Annotated in this window: 19 protein-coding genes; all 19 read left to right on the top strand. The window is 61.1% G+C overall.

From position 1 onward, the window contains the following. Window positions 1–116: 116 nt before the first annotated feature. The 19 genes from rho (at window position 117) to HMPREF2792_RS04375 (ending at window position 16,935) form a co-directional block, all read left to right on the top strand. Window positions 117–2,024 (top strand): transcription termination factor Rho, encoded by a 1,908-nt coding sequence (rho, locus tag HMPREF2792_RS04460; protein ID WP_070531170.1) that lies wholly within the window; start codon window positions 117–119, stop codon window positions 2,022–2,024. After that, a complete protein-coding gene (gene prfA, locus HMPREF2792_RS04455; RefSeq protein WP_046648926.1) occupies window positions 2,024–3,100 on the top strand; it encodes a peptide chain release factor 1 in 1,077 nt (358 codons plus the stop codon). The genes rho and prfA overlap by 1 nt, the downstream gene beginning before the upstream one ends. A gap of 24 nt (window positions 3,101–3,124) precedes the next feature. Continuing rightward, window positions 3,125–4,024 carry a peptide chain release factor N(5)-glutamine methyltransferase gene (gene prmC, locus HMPREF2792_RS04450; protein WP_070531168.1) on the top strand — a complete coding sequence of 300 codons (900 nt, stop codon included), beginning with the start codon at window positions 3,125–3,127 and terminating at the stop codon, window positions 4,022–4,024. Window positions 4,025–4,078: 54 nt separating this feature from the next. Beyond that, window positions 4,079–4,756, top strand: coding sequence for an L-threonylcarbamoyladenylate synthase (locus HMPREF2792_RS04445; protein ID WP_046648928.1), 678 nt, complete (start codon window positions 4,079–4,081; stop codon window positions 4,754–4,756). 10 nt (window positions 4,757–4,766) lie between these two features. Next, window positions 4,767–5,942, top strand: coding sequence for an MraY family glycosyltransferase (locus HMPREF2792_RS04440; protein ID WP_070525174.1), 1,176 nt, complete (start codon window positions 4,767–4,769; stop codon window positions 5,940–5,942). Between the two features lie 16 nt (window positions 5,943–5,958). Further along, a complete protein-coding gene (locus HMPREF2792_RS04435; protein WP_070525176.1) occupies window positions 5,959–6,393 on the top strand; it encodes a Cg1360 family ATP-synthase-associated protein in 435 nt (144 codons plus the stop codon). A 447-nt stretch (window positions 6,394–6,840) separates the two neighbouring features. Then, a complete protein-coding gene (atpB, locus tag HMPREF2792_RS04430) occupies window positions 6,841–7,653 on the top strand; it encodes a F0F1 ATP synthase subunit A (RefSeq protein WP_070525178.1) in 813 nt (270 codons plus the stop codon). Between the two features lie 99 nt (window positions 7,654–7,752). Beyond that, window positions 7,753–7,995, top strand: a complete 243-nt coding sequence (locus HMPREF2792_RS04425; RefSeq protein WP_010187073.1) for an ATP synthase F0 subunit C — start codon at window positions 7,753–7,755, stop codon at window positions 7,993–7,995. A 45-nt stretch (window positions 7,996–8,040) separates the two neighbouring features. Further along, a complete protein-coding gene (locus HMPREF2792_RS04420) occupies window positions 8,041–8,613 on the top strand; it encodes a F0F1 ATP synthase subunit B (RefSeq protein WP_046648931.1) in 573 nt (190 codons plus the stop codon). Window positions 8,614–8,619: 6 nt separating this feature from the next. Next, window positions 8,620–9,435: a F0F1 ATP synthase subunit delta gene (locus HMPREF2792_RS04415; RefSeq protein ID WP_046648932.1), complete on the top strand. Its 816-nt coding sequence runs from the start codon at window positions 8,620–8,622 to the stop codon at window positions 9,433–9,435. 60 nt (window positions 9,436–9,495) lie between these two features. Then, complete coding sequence (gene atpA / locus HMPREF2792_RS04410; protein WP_070528750.1) at window positions 9,496–11,136, top strand: F0F1 ATP synthase subunit alpha; 1,641 nt, start codon at window positions 9,496–9,498, stop codon at window positions 11,134–11,136. Between the two features lie 56 nt (window positions 11,137–11,192). Further along, window positions 11,193–12,176, top strand: a complete 984-nt coding sequence (locus HMPREF2792_RS04405) for a F0F1 ATP synthase subunit gamma (RefSeq protein ID WP_070531166.1) — start codon at window positions 11,193–11,195, stop codon at window positions 12,174–12,176. 3 nt (window positions 12,177–12,179) lie between these two features. After that, complete coding sequence (gene atpD / locus HMPREF2792_RS04400; protein WP_046648934.1) at window positions 12,180–13,628, top strand: F0F1 ATP synthase subunit beta; 1,449 nt, start codon at window positions 12,180–12,182, stop codon at window positions 13,626–13,628. A 10-nt stretch (window positions 13,629–13,638) separates the two neighbouring features. Next, a complete protein-coding gene (locus HMPREF2792_RS04395; RefSeq protein ID WP_046648936.1) occupies window positions 13,639–14,007 on the top strand; it encodes a F0F1 ATP synthase subunit epsilon in 369 nt (122 codons plus the stop codon). A 197-nt stretch (window positions 14,008–14,204) separates the two neighbouring features. Next, window positions 14,205–14,690 carry a DUF2550 domain-containing protein gene (locus tag HMPREF2792_RS04390; RefSeq protein ID WP_070531163.1) on the top strand — a complete coding sequence of 162 codons (486 nt, stop codon included), beginning with the start codon at window positions 14,205–14,207 and terminating at the stop codon, window positions 14,688–14,690. Between the two features lie 23 nt (window positions 14,691–14,713). Continuing rightward, complete coding sequence (gene nucS, locus HMPREF2792_RS04385; protein ID WP_010187052.1) at window positions 14,714–15,406, top strand: endonuclease NucS; 693 nt, start codon at window positions 14,714–14,716, stop codon at window positions 15,404–15,406. Continuing rightward, window positions 15,406–15,690 carry a hypothetical protein gene (locus tag HMPREF2792_RS13260; RefSeq protein WP_083303765.1) on the top strand — a complete coding sequence of 95 codons (285 nt, stop codon included), beginning with the start codon at window positions 15,406–15,408 and terminating at the stop codon, window positions 15,688–15,690. The genes nucS and HMPREF2792_RS13260 overlap by 1 nt, the downstream gene beginning before the upstream one ends. 10 nt (window positions 15,691–15,700) lie before the next feature. Continuing rightward, window positions 15,701–16,009, top strand: a complete 309-nt coding sequence (locus HMPREF2792_RS04380; protein ID WP_070531162.1) for a thiamine-binding protein — start codon at window positions 15,701–15,703, stop codon at window positions 16,007–16,009. Next, window positions 16,006–16,935 carry a tetratricopeptide repeat protein gene (locus HMPREF2792_RS04375; protein ID WP_070531161.1) on the top strand — a complete coding sequence of 310 codons (930 nt, stop codon included), beginning with the start codon at window positions 16,006–16,008 and terminating at the stop codon, window positions 16,933–16,935. Before HMPREF2792_RS04380 ends, HMPREF2792_RS04375 begins: the two co-directional genes overlap by 4 nt. The last annotated feature ends 187 nt before the right edge of the window (window positions 16,936–17,122 follow it).

The raw sequence follows: 17,122 nt of genomic DNA, 5'->3' as shown, positions 1-17,122 counted from the left end.
CGGCGGACCATCTCAATTACACACTGGCTTCCAACGCCCACGTGGAGCGGCACCACGCACAGTGCGGGTGCGGCTGAACAGACGGCGCGCGTTGGTGAAGCGACGAAAGGATATCCGTGAGCGATACGGACAAGACCGCAGCACAGGATCTCGCGTCCCTGAAGCTGCCGGAATTGCGCAAGCTGGCTGCGGAGCGCGGACTTCGCGGCGTCTCCGGACTGCGCAAGGGGGATCTCATCACCGCACTGACCACCGGCCAGGTGCCGGCGCGCGGCGCGAAGGCCGCTGCCCAGGCGGAGCCCAAGAAGGACGAACAGCCGCGCCGCGCTACCCGCAAGGCTTCTCGCCCTGCCGGCGCCGCAGACCAGGAGTCCGAGCAGCCGGAGCAGGATAAGAAGCGCAAGCAGGACCAGCCGAAGCAGCAGAATGATGAAGCTGCCAAATCTGACAAGGCTGATAAGTCCGAGCACAACGACGGTAACGACGAGCACCGCTATGAGTCCCGCTCCCAGGCTCGCCGCGCCCGCCGCAACCGCGCCCGCCGCCAGGAGCGCGAGGCCCGCGAAGAGGCCAAGGGTAACGGCAATGGGAACAACAACGGTGCCGAGGCCAATAACGGCAAGTCCGAGGACAACCAGTCCCGCGGTGGAAACAACTCCGATAACGGTGATCGCGGCAACGGTGGCAATAACGGGGGCGGCCACAACAATAACCGCCGCGACAACCACCGCAACGACGATGACAACAACGGCGGCGGCCGCCGAAACCGCCGTAACCGCCGTAACCGCCGCGGGCGTGACCGTGATGGTGGCGGCAATGGCGGCAACGATCTGCAGATCCGCGAGGGCGATGAAGTACAGGTAGTCGGCGGCATCCTGGAGGTCGTGGACAACAACGTGGCCTTCCTGCGCACCACCGGCTACCGCGCGGCCAGCTCCGATGTCTTTGTCAACAACAACCTCGTGCGCCGCCTGGGTCTGCGCTCCGGCGACGCGCTGACCGGCAAGGTCAAGGTTTCTGGCCCGACCCACACCCACGGCAACGGCCGCAACCGCCGCAAGTACAACCAGCTGGTGGAGGTCGACACCGTCAACGGACTGGATCCGTCGACTGCGAAGGACCGCCCGGACTTCTCCAAGCTCACCCCGCTTTACCCGAACCAGCGCCTGCGCTTGGAGACGGACCCGAAGATCCTCACCACCCGCGTCATCGACCTCATCATGCCGATTGGTAAGGGCCAGCGCGCGCTGATCGTCTCCCCGCCGAAGGCCGGTAAGACGACGATCCTGCAAAACATCGCCAACGCCATCGCCACGAACAACCCGGAGTGCTACCTCATGGTGGTCCTCGTGGACGAGCGCCCCGAAGAGGTCACGGACATGCAGCGCAGCGTCAACGGTGAGGTCATCGCCTCCACCTTTGACCGCCCGCCGTCAGAGCACACCTCCGTGGCGGAGCTGGCCATCGAGCGCGCCAAGCGCCTGGTGGAGCAGGGCAAGGACGTCGTCGTCCTCCTCGATTCCATTACCCGCCTGGGCCGCGCCTACAACAACTCCTCCCCGGCTTCCGGTCGCATCCTGTCCGGTGGTGTGGACTCCAACGCCCTGTACCCGCCGAAGCGCTTCTTGGGTGCTGCCCGCAACATCGAAAACGGTGGCTCGCTGACCATCATCGCCACCGCGATGGTGGAAACCGGCTCCACCGGTGACACGGTCATCTTCGAGGAATTCAAGGGCACCGGCAACGCCGAGCTCAAGCTCGACCGCGCCATCTCCGAGCGCCGCATCTTCCCGGCCGTGGACGTCAACCCGTCCGGCACCCGCAAGGACGAACTCCTCCTGGTTCCGGAGGAGGCGCGCATCATGACCAAGCTGCGCCGCATCCTTTCCGGTCTGGATTCTTTTGCTGCCATCGATTTGCTGATCAAGCAGCTCAAGAAGACCCGCTCCAACGGCGAATTCCTCATGCAGGTGGCCTCGTCTGCGCCCATGGCGGCAGATATGGATGAGGAGGACTACAAATAATGTCGAACCAGGTTTCCCTCGTTGATGACATCGTCTCCGAGTACCAGGGCATCGAGATGCAGATGGCTGACCCGGACGTAGCCGGAGATCAGAAGCAGTTCCGCAAGCTGTCCAAGCGCTACGCTGAACTGCGCCCCATCGTTGCTGTCAACGATGAACTTGTCCAGGCCCGCCAAGACCTGGCCGACGCCAAAGAGATGGCCTATGAGGACCACGAGTTCCAGCCCGAGGTTGAGCGCCTCGAACCGCTCGTCGTGGAACTGGAGGAGAAGCTCGCGGATCTGCTTGCTCCGCGCGATGAGCAGGACTCTGAGGACATCATCATGGAGATCAAGGCCGGTGCCGGCGGCGAAGAGGCAGCACTTTTCGCTGGCGACCTAGCCCGCATGTACGAGCGCTTCGCCGACAAGGCCGGCTTCCAGTGGGAGGTCCTGGGCCTCAACGAGTCCGACCTCGGTGGCGTCAAAGACATGTCCATCTCCTTCAAATCCAAGACCCCGTCTCGTGATGGCGCGTGGAGCGTGTTCAAGTTTGAGGGCGGCGTGCACCGCGTGCAGCGCGTCCCGGTGACCGAGTCCCAGGGCCGCATCCAGACCTCCGCAGCCGGTGTGCTGGTCTACCCGGAGCCGGAAGAAGTCGAAGCAGTCAACATCGATGACAAGGACATCCGCGTCGACGTCTACCGCTCCTCCGGTAAGGGCGGCCAGGGCGTGAACACCACTGACTCCGCCGTGCGCATTACCCACCTGCCCACGGGCCTGGTGGTGACCTGTCAGAAGGAGCGCTCCCAGATCCAGAACAAGGCGCGCGCCCTGCAGGTGCTGCAAGCCCGCCTGGATCAAATGGAGCGCGAGGCACGCGAGGCCGAGGCCGGCGAGCAGCGTGCATCCCAGGTGCGCACCATGGACCGCTCCGAGCGCATCCGCACCTATAACTGGCCGGAGAACCGCATTACCGATCACCGCATCGGCTACAAGGCCAATAACCTCGACTCCGTTCTCAACGGCGACATGCACGACCTCATCGAGGCCCTGCAGGCCCAGGAGCGCGCCGAGCGCCTCGAGGCCGAGGGCTAGAAGGCTAAGGCACGGTTATTAGCGGTGACTTTTTACACCTATAGGGAGGCGCTTCGTGATGCCACGGAGCGCCTTCGCGCTGCCGGGGTGCCTTCACCCGAATGGGACGCGCGCCTGTTGGCCGCCCACCTCATCCACTGCGGGCACATGGACATCCCCCTCGACGAGCAACCGATCCCTGGGTTTGACGTGGCCTATGGAGCGTTGGTGGGGCGTCGTGAAGCGCGCGAACCACTCCAGCACATCTTGGGCGTGGCGTGGTTCGGTCCGCTCGAGCTTGAGGTCGGCCCGGGCGTGTTCATTCCACGCCCGGAAACGGAGGTGCTCGCCGACTGGGGAGTTAAATTTCTAACGAAATTTAACTCGTTGGAGTCGAAGGAATTTAACTCGTCGGAATCTCCCCGCGTCGTGGACTTGTGCGCTGGGTCCGGTGCGCTCGCGCTCTACGTTGCGCACTACGTGCCACAGGCCGAGGTGTGGGCGGTGGAGCTTGCCGACGCCTCCCTGGCCTACACCCGCCGCAACGCCGCAACCGCAGCGCACGGCGGGGCGGGAACCGTACACGTGGTCCAAGGGGATGTCACCGAGGCGGACCTCTTGCCGGAGCTGCACGGCACCGTTGACCTCGTGCTGACGAATCCGCCATACGTACCGGAGACCCCGGACCTGGAACCGGAGGTCTACCAGGATCCTCACGAGGCAGTGTTCGGGGGAGTAGATGGCATGGAAACCATCAACGCGATGATCCCGACCATCGCTGCGCTGCTGCGCCCCGGTGGCCGCGTGGGCATCGAGCACGACGACGACACCTCCCAACAGGTGCAGGAAGCCCTGCGCGCGCATGGAGGATTTAGCCACATCGAGGTGCTCAAGGATCTCACTGGCACCGCCCGCTTTGTCACGGCACAGCGGGGAGTACAGTAGATTGGTCGAAGATTGGTCGACAAGCCGACACGAACGGGATTAAAGGAGAGACCAATGCAGGGACAGATTTATAACTGTGCGGACGCCGCCGAGCGCGAAGAAGGAATGGCTCTTGCCGTCAAAGCAGCCAAGTCGGGGCGGCTTGTAGTGATGCCCACCGATACGCTCTACGGGCTGGGCTGCGATGCCTTTGATAACGACGCCGTGGCTAGCCTGCTGGCCACCAAGCACCGCGGCCCAGACATGCCGGTACCGGTGCTCGTGGGCTCCTGGGATACCGTCAAAGGCCTCGTCGCGTCGTTGGATGATACCGCCCAAACGCTGATCGAGGCCTTCTGGCCGGGCGGACTATCCATCGTCGTCCCGCAGGCGCCGTCGCTTCCCTGGAACTTGGGCGATACCCGCGGCACGGTGATGCTGCGCATGCCGCTGCACCCCATCGCCATCGAGCTTTTGCGTGAGGTCGGCCCCATGGCGGTGTCCTCCGCGAATATCTCTGGCCAAACCCCACCCACCACGGCGATTGCCGCCAAGCAGCAGCTGGGTAAGGCCGTCACCGTCTACCTCGACGGGGGAGAAGCAGAGGTAGGAAAGCCATCCACCATTATCGATCTGTCTGGCTCCCGCCCTTATCTTTTGCGCGAAGGCGCATTGAGCGCTGAGCAGATCGGAGAGGTCATCGGAGTATCCGCAGAGTCCTTGCGCACCCGCCCGAGCGCCCAATCCTCTTAAGGAGACATCAGTGGCTGGAACCGGAGTGCCGCTGCGCGAGCTAGCGTTGGTGATCTTTGTCGCGGCGGCGTTTACCTACCTCACCACCGGACTGGTGCGTACCTTCTTAGTGCGCAGCGGACAGGTGGCGGAGATTCGCCTGCGCGATAGTCACTCCCAGCCAACACCGCAGCTCGGCGGGGTGGCGATGTTCACGGGTTTTGCGGCCGCCGTCTATCTCGCAGGCCAGCTTCCAGCCTTGACTCGCGGCTTTATGCCCGTCACGCCTGAGATGAATGCTGTGCTGTGGTCAGCCGCAGCCATCGTCCTCGTGGGCGTGGTGGATGACTTGGTGGAGCTGAGCGCTCTGGTCAAGCTCATCGGTCAGCTCGTGGCCGCCGCCATCATGAGCGGGTTGGGGTTGACGTGGACGCTTCTCTTCCTGCCTTTTGGTGATGGAACTACGGTCATTTTGGACCAGGTCCAGGGGACACTCTTGACCACATTCTTCACCGTGTTGCTCATTAACGCCATCAACTTCGTCGACGGGCTCGACGGTTTGGCGGCCGGGCTGGGCATGATCGCCGGCGGCGCTATCTTGGTCTTCTCGCTGACGGTTCTGCACGACCAGGGCGGTGCAGTGTCCGCGTATCCGCCGGCGATTATCGCTGCCGCTCTTGTTGGCGTGTGTGCCGGGTTCCTCCCTCACAACTTTGAGCCCTCCCGCATCTTCATGGGGGATAGCGGTGCGATGCTGATTGGTTTGCTGCTCGCCGCGGCGTCGACGTCCGCCTCCGGCAAGATCAACATGTCTTTGTACGGCACCGTGGACATTGTGGCGTTGATGTCGCCCGTTATCGTCGTGGTCGCCGCGGTCTTTATTCCAGTCCTGGACCTTGTCTGGGCCGTGATTCGCCGAGTATCGCAGGGGCGCTCGCCCTTCGCTGCCGATAAGGCACACATTCACCACCGCCTGCTCTCCTTGGGTCATACGCACCGACGCACAGTACTGGTGCTTTATTTGTGGGTCTCCGCGGTGGCGTTTGGGGCCGTCTCCTTTTCTATCGTTCCGGCCCCTGCGGCCGTGGCTTTGGCGGTTCTCGCGCTTGGCGTGGCCTTCGGTGTGACCCTGATTCCGCTGCGCCAGGGCAAGATTGGGCGTCGGCCGCGGGCTACCAGTGTGGTGCTGGAAACTGATCCTTCCTGAGGTAGGGTATGGGGCTGTGACTGATTCAACGACCTCCGAAGAGCTTTCGCCCTACGACGATCATCGTCGCCCCCTGAAGCGCGCCCTGCGCCTCGGGGTCATCGGCCTTATCGTCGTAACCATCGCGTCCTTATCCATCTGGGGTGGCGTTCGCGGGGTGCCCGGAATTTGGGGAGTGCTCGTCGGCGCGGCCATCGGCGGCGGCTTCGTGCTCTTTACCGCGGCCTCGGTGCTTATTACCGCACGCACGACACCCTCGACGACGATGGCTGTGGTCCTAGGTGGCTGGTTGCTTAAGGTCGTCATCCTCATCATGGTGTTGTTGCTGATCAAGGACCTAGAGTTCTACGACACGATGGCCCTCTTCGTCACCGTCCTACTGGCGCTGGCGGTGACGTTGGGAACTGAGGTATGGGGTGTGGTCACCTCCAACGTGACCTACGTGTCTTAGCCTTTCTCGACCTTTTTCAGTGAGCCACTGCTCCCGGTGACCCCGGGAGGGTGGCTTTTTGTGTAGCGAAATAACGCCGCTTCGGGCGCTCATTACCCCCGTCAAGGTGGGAAAACGCGGGTGTGTGACCAAATACACTTAGTAGGGTTTTGGCAGAATGTGGGCGTTTTATGCGGCCGCACGGCGCTGGGCTGTGCCTTTAGGTTCACAACGCTGCCCCCACGTGCGAAAACTTGAGGGCGAACTGATAGCATTCTCTTCGGGTTACCGCGGGTTAGCGTCATGCTATCCCGAAAAAGTACGGTTTATCCTTGCCCTGTTTACGCTGATGTGCGACGGAGTCCGTGAGCAGGGCAAAGAGCTTGAGACGTCCATCGCACCACATAGCCTTCGACAAGCTGTGTGGCCCGAACACGGGAGAGAACGCTGAGCGTTACGACATTGGCCATGAAGGGTGAGTTTCACGCACCCGAACTGGATCCAGAATTTTTCCCGGGGCACGTAACCGAAGATGGTGGAGTCGTCGATCTTCTTTTCGCCGATTTCGCCAACGGTTGGTTCGCTTTGGATCGCATCATGCTGGTCCGCCTGTTTATGGCGGCTATCTTGGTGCTCCTTTTTGTTGTCGCCTTCAGGAACCCGAAGCTGGTTCCTAAAGGATTGCAGAACGTAGCGGAGCATGCGATTGACTTCGTACGAATTCACATCGCAGAAGACATTTTGGGCCGTAAGGAAGGACGTCGTTTCCTTCCGATCCTGGCCACGATCTTCTTCGGTGTTTTGTTCTGGAACGTAGCAACTATTGTTCCAGCCCTAAACATCTCTCCGAATGCTCGTATTGGTATGCCAATCGTGCTGGCAGTCGTTGCGTACATCGCCATGATTTACGCCGGCGCAAAGCGCTTTGGCTTCGGCAAGTTCGTCAAGTCCTCGGTGGTTATTCCTAACCTTCCGCCGTTGCTGCACGTGCTTGTTGTACCGATTGAGGCTTTCTCTACGTTTGTCATGCGTCCAGTCACGCTGGCTCTTCGTCTTATGGCGAACTTCCTGGCTGGCCACCTCATTTTGGTCCTGTTGTACTCGGCAACGAACTTCTTCTTCTTCCAGTTCAACGGTTGGACCGCACTGAGTGGCCTCACTCTGGTCGCAGCGGTTCTGTTCACGCTGTACGAAATTATCGTCATCTTCCTGCAGGCATACATTTTCGCCCTGCTGACGGCGGTATACATCGAACTGTCGCTGCATGCAGATTCGCACTAACAACAACGCGAACCTCGCGGTTAACTAAATACCCCAGAAATCACCACTTCCCCCGCGGAACAATTCGCGGGAAAACATTGAAAGGGAACGACTTTCATCATGAACGAAATCATTCTTGCTCAGGCTGCTGACGAGTCCACCCTCAAGGGCCTCGGCGCTATCGGCTACGGCATCGCAACCATCGGCCCGGGTCTGGGCATCGGTATCCTCGTCGGCAAGACCGTCGAGGGCATGGCTCGCCAGCCGGAGATGGCCGGCCAGCTGCGTACCACCATGTTCCTGGGTATCGCCTTCGTTGAGGCCCTCGCCCTGATTGGCCTCGTTGCAGGCTTCCTGTTCTAAAGAGCGCTTTACACAAAGTAAATCGAACTTTAAGAACGGAGCCCCATGAACAACGTCATTTACTACCTTGCAGCAGAGGGAAGTGAGCACCTGCCGCTGGAGAGCGGCAACTCCATCCTTCTGCCCAAGATGTACGACTTGGTCTGGTCGATCATTCCGTTCGCCATCATCCTGATTGTGTTCTGGAAGCTTGTTCTTCCGGCATACAACAAGATGCTGCAGGAGCGTGAAGACCGGATCGAAGGTGGCCTTAAGCGTGCGGAGGCTCAGCAGGCCGAAGCAAAGGCCGCCCTGGAAAAGTACAATGCTCAGCTCGCTGATGCTCGAGCAGAGGCTGCGGAGATCCGCGAGCAGGCGCGCGAGCGCGGCAAGCTGATCGAGGCAGAGGCTAAGGAAGCTGCAGAGGAAGAGTCTCGTCGCATCCTGACCGCCGGCGAGAAGCAGCTTGAAGCTTCTCGTGCACAGGTCGTGTCTGAGCTGCGTTCCGACATCGGACAGAACTCCATCAACCTGGCAGAGAAGCTGCTCGGCGGCGAACTTTCGGACGCCACCAAGCAGTCCTCCACGATTGATAACTTCCTGTCCGAGCTCGACACTGTGGCACCGGCCGGAAAGTAGGCAACGATGAAGGCAGCTAGCCGCGAAGCACTCGCTACCGTTGAGTCCAAGCTGGATGAGTTCCTCTCCGGCGACCGCTCGGTGGCGACTGCTACCCAGGCAGGCCAGGACCTCTTCGAGGTGGTCCGCGTCCTCGACGGTGACCGCGAACTGCGTGTCGCGCTGACCGACGACGCCGCTACCTCCGAGGAGCGCAAGTCCCTGGCCCAGACCCTTTTCGGCGGAAAGGTCACCCCGGTTGCACTCCAGGTGCTGCAGGAGGCCGCCGCCGCACAGTGGTCGTCGCCGCGTGATATCGCCCGTGGCCTCATCATCCTCGGCCGCCGCGCACTGCTGCGTGGCGCTGAGTTTGAGGGCAAGCTGGGCCAGGTGGAAGACGAGCTCTTCTCCCTGTCGCGCGTGCTTGACCGCGAAGGCGAACTGACCCAGCTGCTTTCAGACCGTACTGCTACGTCCGATCGTAAGGTCGGGCTGCTGGCAAGCGTGCTCTACGGCAAGGTCACGATGGTTACTGAGGCGCTTGCGCTGCAGGCCATTGGCCGCCCGGAGCAGAACCCGATTGATGATCTCGCCGGTTTGGCGGACACCGCAGCCAAGCTGCAGGGCCGTACCATCGCGCGAGTGACCACCGCGGGTGAGCTGAACGATAGCCAGCGGGCAGCACTCGCTGAAAAGCTGGGCAAAATTTATGGTCGTGCGATGTCCATCCACTCTGAGGTTGACACCAGCCTCCTCGGTGGTATGACCATCCGCGTCGGCGACGAAGTCATCGATGGCTCGACGGCAGGCAAGATTGCTCGCCTTCGTGCGCAGATGGCATAAGCCGAAACGACAGAAACGATTAAGTAATTGCTGGAAGATACTACCGAGAGCAGGAAGAACATGGCGGAGCTGACGATCTCCTCCGACGAGATCCGTAGCGCGATTGCGAACTACACCTCGAGCTACTCCGCGGAGGCCTCCCGTGAGGAGGTCGGCGTGGTCATTTCGGCAGCTGACGGTATTGCGCAGGTTTCGGGCCTGCCGTCCGTCATGGCGAATGAGCTGCTCGAGTTCCCCGGCGGCGTGATTGGCGTCGCACAGAACCTTGACACCAACTCCATCGGTGTCGTGGTCTTGGGCAACTTCGAGTCGCTTAAAGAAGGCGACGAGGTCAAGAGGACCGGCGAGGTTCTCTCCATCCCCGTGGGCGAGGAATTCCTCGGCCGCGTAATTAACCCCCTGGGCCAGCCGATCGACGGCATGGGCCCGATCACCGCTGAAGAGGACCGCGTCCTCGAGCTGCAGGCACCGTCCGTGCTGCAGCGCCAGCCGGTGGAAGAGCCGATGCAGACCGGCATCAAGGCTATTGACGCGATGACCCCGATTGGTCGCGGTCAGCGTCAGTTGATCATTGGTGACCGTAAGACGGGTAAGACCGCTGTCTGTATCGACACCATCCTGAACCAGAAGGCTAACTGGGAATCTGGCGACAAGAACAAGCAGGTTCGCTGCATCTACGTCGCCATCGGCCAGAAGGGCTCCACCATTGCTGGTGTGCGCCACACCCTGGAGCAGCACGGCGCACTGGAGTACACCACCATCGTGGCGGCTCCGGCATCCGACGCCGCCGGTTTCAAGTGGCTGGCACCGTTCTCCGGTGCAGCTCTGGGTCAGCACTGGATGTACCAGGGCAACCACGTCCTGATCATTTACGATGATCTGACCAAGCAGGCTGAGGCCTACCGTGCGATTTCCCTTCTTCTGCGCCGTCCGCCGGGCCGCGAGGCTTACCCGGGCGACGTCTTCTACCTCCACTCCCGTCTGCTGGAGCGCGCTGCGAAGCTCTCCGACGACATGGGTGCAGGTTCCATGACCGCACTGCCGATCATCGAGACCAAGGCGAACGACGTCTCCGCCTTCATTCCGACCAACGTTATTTCTATTACCGACGGCCAGGTCTTCCTGGAGTCCGACCTGTTCAACCAGGGCGTCCGTCCGGCAATTAACGTCGGTGTGTCGGTCTCCCGTGTTGGTGGTGCCGCACAGACCAAGGGTATGAAGAAGGTCGCCGGTAACCTGCGTCTTGAGCTGGCTGCCTACCGCGATCTGCAGGCCTTCGCGGCCTTCGCATCCGACCTGGATCCGGCCTCCAAGGCTCAGCTGGAGCGCGGTGAGCGTCTCGTCGAGCTGCTCAAGCAGTCCGAGTCCTCCCCGCAGCCTGTCGAGTACCAGATGGTGTCCATCTTCCTCGCAGACCAGGGCATCTTCGACGTCGTTCCCGTCGAGGACGTACGCCGCTTCGAGAAGGAGCTGCACGATCACCTCAACTCTGCAACCCCGCAGGTGTTCGAGCAGATCCAGGGCGGTACCGCTCTGACCGACGAGTCCAAGGATGCACTTGTTGCAGCTGCTAAGGACTTCATTCCGTCCTTCCGCACGACCGAGGGCAACAACCTCGGCACCGAGGCACCGGTTGACCCGCTCGCCGCGGATGACGTGAATAAGACCGAGCTCAACGTCTCCCGCAAGACGGCCAAATAGAGTTTCGCACGCTCTAAGAATTAACCGTCTAGATAAAGAAGGGAGGAGCGAACACCATGGCTAATCTTCGTGAACTGCGTGACCGCATCCGGTCCGTCAATTCCACCAAGAAGATCACCAAGGCACAGGAGCTCATTGCTACCTCGCGCATTACCAAGGCTCAGGCCAGGGTAGAGGCGTCGCAGCCTTATGCACGTGAACTGTCCAACGTGCTCAACAAGCTGGCGGCGCACACGTCCCTGGATCACCCGATGCTCCGGGAACGCGAAGATGCAAAGGTGGCCGCCATTCTCGTGGTCTCTTCGGACCGCGGTATGTGCGGTGGCTACAACAACAACATCTTCAAGAAGGCGGCCGAGCTGGAAGCCCTGCTCAAGAGTGAGGGTTTCGAGACCGTCCGCTACGTGACCGGCAACAAGGGCGTTGGCTTCTACAAGTTCCGTGAGGCCGAGGTCGCAGGCAGCTGGACTGGATTCTCGCAGGATCCAACCTGGGAGAAGACGCACGACGTGCGCCGCCACATCATCGACGGCTTCGTTGCCGGTTCGAATGGCCAGGCCAAGACCCGCGAGGGTATTCACGTGGAGGGCGAGACCGTTCGCGGTTTCGACCAGGTCCACGTTGTGTACACCGAGTTCGAGTCCATGCTGACCCAGACCGCGCGTGTGCAGCAGCTGCTGCCGGTGGTACCGGTTATTGAGGAAGAGGACTACAACATGGGTGAGTCCGCGCTTTCCGACGCCGAGCCGAACAATCAGATCACTCCTGATTACGACTTCGAGCCGGATGCGGACACCCTCATGGACGCACTGCTTCCGCAGTACGTGTCCCGCCTCCTGTTTGCGATGTTCTTGGAGTCCTCGGCCTCCGAGTCCGCCGCACGCCGTACCGCAATGAAGTCTGCAACTGACAACGCAACCGAGCTGGTCAAAGACCTCTCGCGTGTGGCCAACCAGGCCCGTCAGGCGCAGATTACCCAAGAAATCACAGAGATCGTCGGTGGCGCTGGGGCGCTCGCCGAAAGCGCAGAAAGTGACTAGATTATGACTACAGCTCTGCAAGAGCAGAACACACAGTCGTCGGCTACCGCCGGCCGTGTGGTGCGTGTCATCGGTCCGGTCGTCGACGTGGAGTTTCCGCGTGGCGGGCTGCCGGCACTGTACAACGCACTGACCGTCGAGGTTTCCCTCGAGGCTGTTGCAAAGATCGTCACCCTTGAGGTCGCTCAGCACCTCGGTGACAACCTCGTCCGTGCCGTGTCCATGGCTCCGACCGACGGCCTCGTCCGCGGTGCAGCCGTGACCGACACCGGCAAGCCGATTTCCGTCCCGGTGGGCGATGTGGTCAAGGGCCACGTCTTCAACGCCCTCGGTGACTGCCTTGACCAGCCGGGTCTGGGCCGCGATGGCGAGCAGTGGGGCATCCACCGCGAACCGCCGGCATTCGACCAGTTGGAGGGTAAGACCGAGATCCTGGAGACCGGTATTAAGGTCATCGACCTGCTGACCCCGTACGTGAAGGGCGGCAAGATCGGCCTCTTCGGTGGTGCAGGTGTGGGTAAGACCGTTCTTATCCAGGAAATGATTACTCGTATCGCACGCGAATTCTCCGGTACCTCCGTCTTCGCCGGCGTCGGCGAGCGCACCCGTGAGGGCACCGACCTCTTCCTCGAGATGGAGGAGATGGGCGTTCTTCAAGACACCGCACTTGTCTTCGGCCAGATGGATGAGCCGCCAGGAGTCCGTATGCGCGTGGCTCTGTCCGGCCTGACCATGGCGGAGTACTTCCGCGATGTTCAGAACCAGGACGTGCTGCTGTTCATCGACAACATCTTCCGTTTCACCCAGGCCGGTTCTGAGGTGTCGACCCTGCTGGGCCGTATGCCTTCTGCCGTGGGTTACCAGCCGACCCTGGCTGATGAGATGGGTGTGCTGCAGGAGCGTATTACGTCCACCAAGGGTAAGTCCATTACCTCCCTGCAGGCCGTGTACGTGCCGGCCGATGACTACACCGACCCGGCTCCGGCGACCACCTTCGCCCACCTCGATGCCACCACCGAGTTGGACCGCGGTATTGCTTCGAAGGGTATTTACCCGGCAGTGAACCCGCTGACCTCTACCTCTCGTATCCTGGAGCCGTCCATCGTGGGCGAGCGCCACTACGAGGTGGCACAGCGTGTCATCGGTATTCTGCAGAAGAACAAGGAGCTCCAGGACATCATCGCCATCCTTGGTATGGACGAGCTGTCTGAGGAAGACAAGATCACCGTTCAGCGTGCTCGCCGCATCGAGCGCTTCCTGGGCCAGAACTTCTTCGTCGCAGAGAAGTTCACCGGCCTGCCGGGCTCCTACGTGCCGCTGGCCGATACCATCGATGCTTTCGAGCGCATCTGCAACGGCGAATTCGACCACTACCCGGAGCAGGCCTTCAACGGCCTGGGTGGCTTGGACGACGTCGAGGCTGCGTACAAGAAGCTGACCGAGAAGAAGTAGGGAGAGGCACATGGCTGACATCACCGCCGAATTGGTTTCCGTCGAGCGCCTGCTGTGGACCGGAAAGGCCACCATGGTGACGGCTGAGACCACCGAGGGTGAGATCGGCGTGCTTCCTGGCCATGAGCCCATGGTCGGTCAGTTGATCGACAATGGTGTAGTGACCATCCACCCGGCGGACGGCGAGCGTCGTGTCGCCGCTGTCCAGGGTGGCTTCCTCTCCGTGTCCGAGAACAAGATCACCGTCCTCGCCGATTGGGCCATCTGGGCCTCGGAGGTCGATGAAGCACAGGCACAGGAAGACCTGAAGTCTGAGCGCGAGCTGACGAGGTCCCGTGGCGATGCCGCATTGCGCGCCGCCCGCCGCTTCAACAGCTAACGGATGAGCGGAGAGGGAAACGACGGGCAGCAATGACCGCCCTTCCCACTCTCACTTAGGAACCCCACAACCTCGCTAAGAGGGGGTGGGGTTCCTTCGTGATATGCGCCAAAGGTCAAGCAAGGACTAGCATTGTTTCCTCCGCGAGCGGTAGAATCAACGCAACGTTTCTTACTCGCGGTGAAGGAAATCAACCCATGAACTCTCAGGTGCTCCAAGGGCTATCTATTCTTTTAGGTCTGTGCGCACTGATTCTTCTGGTTGTCGTCATTCTGGCCGCAGTTCGGTTTTTTACGGTGCGTTCCCGCGGAACGAGCATCCTTCTGCGTCGGCTTCCTTCGAAGGACTCCCATACGTGGCGCCACGGCCTCGTGCGTTATGACGGCGAGTATATGGAGTACTTCAAGCTTCGCTCCGTATTGCCGCGCGCCAACAAACGCTTTAATCGCCTCGACATCGAACTGGGCAGCACCCGCCCAATGGATGATGACGAGGCTTCTTTTATGCCCTCTGGTCACCAGATCATCCGGATTAGCATCGATGGGCGGGACTATGAGATTGCCTCTGATGCGCACGGAATCATGGCCTTGAATGCGTGGGTGGAATCGGCGCCGTCGAAGCGCCAACAGAAGTTGGATTATCGCCAGATGCGCCAGCGAGCTACCCGCTTACCAAAGAAGTAGCGCCCAACGATAGGGTAGAGGGCATGCGTGTTGTCATCGCCCAATGCTCCGTAGATTACGTAGGCCGCCTCGACGCCCACCTTCCCATGGCGGACCGTCTCATCCTCATCAAAGCCGATGGTTCGGTGTCCATCCATGCGGATGACCGTGCCTATAAGCCGCTGAACTGGATGACTCCGCCGTGCACCTTTGAGGAGTCGGCGATTGAGGATATCGACGGCGAGGACACAGGAGAGAAACTGTGGCTGGTAGAAAATCCGAAAGGTGAGCAGCTGCGCATCACCATCGCTCAGATCCACCAGGAGATTGACATGGATCTGGGAGAAGACCCCGGCTTGGTCAAGGATGGCGTGGAAGCCCACTTGCAGGAGCTGTTGGCGGAACATATCGAAACGTTGGGGGAGAAGTACTCACTGGTGCGCCGCGAGTACCCCACCGCGATTGGTCCGGTAGACATCATGGCCAAGAACTCCAAGAATGAATTCGTAGCGGTCGAGGTCAAGCGCCGCGGCGGAATTGATGGCGTCGAGCAGCTCACGCGCTACCTTGAGCTGCTCAACCGCGACGACTTGCTAGCACCGGTCCACGGTGTGTTCGCAGCGCAGGAAATCAAGCCCCAAGCGCGGACCTTGGCGGAAGACCGCGGTATCCGTTGCGTCGTCCTGGACTACCAAGAGCTGCGCGGCATCGAGTCCAACGAGCTGCGGTTGTTCTAGTGCCGCGCCGCAATCGTAGGATCCGCGAAGAGGCACGGTCACTGCCGCGCGACGGCAGTGCCTTCCTCGGCTCGCAGACGGTACCAGGGCCGAGCTGGACCCATGGCGAGCCTTTCGTTATGAGACACGTCGGCAGCGCGGCCGCTCAGAAGTACTACGTGTGCCCGGGATGCAACCAGAACATACCTCCTGGGGTAGCGCACATTGTGGCGTGGCCGCGGGATACCGGTGGGCGCGCTGACGACCGTCGCCATTGGCACCGGCACTGCTGGGAGCGGCGGTAGGATAGCGGGCATGATTGTTGCCTTTTCCGTAGCCCCCACCATCGTGGGTGATGAACGCGCCGAGATGTCCGAGGCCGTCGCCGAAGCCGTGCGTGTGGTCCGGGCCTCCGGCCTGCCCAATGAGACCAATGCCATGTTTACCCTTGTGGAAGGCGAGTGGGATGAGGTCTTCGCGGTTATCAAGGAAGCCACCGATGCCGTGCGCGCGGTTTCGCCTCGTACCAGCCTGGTGATTAAAGCCGATATCCGCGAAGGCGTGACCGGGCAGATAACCCAAAAAGTAGATTCCGTTAATCGTTACCTGGAGGAGAATAAGTGACCGGACCGTACGTAGGAGGAGCCCTCGACCTCGGCGCCATCAAGCAGCAGGCGGAGGCGCGGGCGCAAGCTCAATCCGCAAATGCCGGAGCTGCTAACTCCGGCGGAGGAATTGCCCCTTTCTTCGAGGTCACCGAGCAGAACTTTGAGAATGACTTGGTGCGCCGTTCCGCGGAGGTGCCGGTTATCGCTCTGATCGGCTCGCCTCGCTCTCCGGCCTCCGAGCAGCTCAAGAAGGACTTCGAGGAGATGGCGGCCGCCGGTGGGCTGAAATTCATCGTGGGCTATATCAACGCTGATGTCGTGCCCCAGGTGGCGCAGGTCTTCGGCGTGCAGAATCTGCCGACCACCGTTGCCATCGCAGCCGGCCAGCCCGTCACCAACTTCGAGGGCGGACAGCCGCGCGAGAACCTGGAGCAGTGGGTAGCGGCGATCGTCGACAAGCTCGGCCCCCAGCTCAAGGGTTTGCCTGACCAAGATGTGGTGGGGGAGAGCGCAGAGGAAGAAGCAGCTGATCCGCGCCTGAGCCTGGCTGAGGATGCGCTCAACCGTGGCGATTTCGACGCTGCCATCGCTACCTACGAGGAGATTCTGGCCGCCGAGCCGGATAATGCGGAGATTAAACAGGCGCGCGACACCACTCTGCTGCTCAAGCGTTTGGACCCGGCTAACCGTAGCGAGGACCCCATCGCCGCCGCCGATGCCGCCCCAGAGGACGTGGCAAAGCAGCTCGACGCCGCCGACGCGGAGGTCGTCGCCGGTGCCCCTGACCGAGCTTTCGAGCGCCTCATTGAGGCCATGAAGCGCACCGCTGGGGATGAGAAGGAACAGCTCAAGACCCGCCTCTTGGAGCTCTTTGGACTCTTTGATTCCGGTGACCCGCGCGTACTGGCCGCGCGCACGAAACTGGCCAGCGCGTTGTACTAAAGACGGCGTAGTAAAAGGGGCCAGGTTGTGCCGGGCCCGAGAGCGACCTTCCCGAATTGTCGCGGGCTGGACCCTCAGGGTGACTCAGTTGAGTCCTCTCCTGAGGGTCTTTTTGCGTTTAAGCAATGATGTGAAGTACAGCATGTTAAATTCCTTTTTGTGTGATACAACACAATGGTTGTTTGAC

This window comes from Corynebacterium sp. HMSC068H04 (assembly GCF_001811255.1).
Taxonomy (GTDB): domain Bacteria; phylum Actinomycetota; class Actinomycetes; order Mycobacteriales; family Mycobacteriaceae; genus Corynebacterium; species Corynebacterium hesseae.
This window is presented reverse-complemented; position numbering and strand designations above follow the sequence as displayed.

What these genes read in the sequence shown, in the direction of transcription:
- prfA (WP_046648926.1), top strand. Translation starts at nt 2,024, where the DNA reads ATGTCGAACCAGGTTTCCCTCGTTGATGACATCGTCTCCGAGTACCAG.
- HMPREF2792_RS04445 (WP_046648928.1), top strand. Translation starts at nt 4,079, where the DNA reads ATGCAGGGACAGATTTATAACTGTGCGGACGCCGCCGAGCGCGAAGAA.
- atpB (WP_070525178.1), top strand. Translation starts at nt 6,841, where the DNA reads ATGAAGGGTGAGTTTCACGCACCCGAACTGGATCCAGAATTTTTCCCG.
- HMPREF2792_RS04425 (WP_010187073.1), top strand. Translation starts at nt 7,753, where the DNA reads ATGAACGAAATCATTCTTGCTCAGGCTGCTGACGAGTCCACCCTCAAG.
- HMPREF2792_RS04420 (WP_046648931.1), top strand. Translation starts at nt 8,041, where the DNA reads ATGAACAACGTCATTTACTACCTTGCAGCAGAGGGAAGTGAGCACCTG.
- HMPREF2792_RS04415 (WP_046648932.1), top strand. Translation starts at nt 8,620, where the DNA reads ATGAAGGCAGCTAGCCGCGAAGCACTCGCTACCGTTGAGTCCAAGCTG.
- atpA (WP_070528750.1), top strand. Translation starts at nt 9,496, where the DNA reads ATGGCGGAGCTGACGATCTCCTCCGACGAGATCCGTAGCGCGATTGCG.
- HMPREF2792_RS04405 (WP_070531166.1), top strand. Translation starts at nt 11,193, where the DNA reads ATGGCTAATCTTCGTGAACTGCGTGACCGCATCCGGTCCGTCAATTCC.
- atpD (WP_046648934.1), top strand. Translation starts at nt 12,180, where the DNA reads ATGACTACAGCTCTGCAAGAGCAGAACACACAGTCGTCGGCTACCGCC.
- HMPREF2792_RS04395 (WP_046648936.1), top strand. Translation starts at nt 13,639, where the DNA reads ATGGCTGACATCACCGCCGAATTGGTTTCCGTCGAGCGCCTGCTGTGG.
- HMPREF2792_RS04390 (WP_070531163.1), top strand. Translation starts at nt 14,205, where the DNA reads ATGAACTCTCAGGTGCTCCAAGGGCTATCTATTCTTTTAGGTCTGTGC.
- nucS (WP_010187052.1), top strand. Translation starts at nt 14,714, where the DNA reads ATGCGTGTTGTCATCGCCCAATGCTCCGTAGATTACGTAGGCCGCCTC.
- HMPREF2792_RS04380 (WP_070531162.1), top strand. Translation starts at nt 15,701, where the DNA reads ATGATTGTTGCCTTTTCCGTAGCCCCCACCATCGTGGGTGATGAACGC.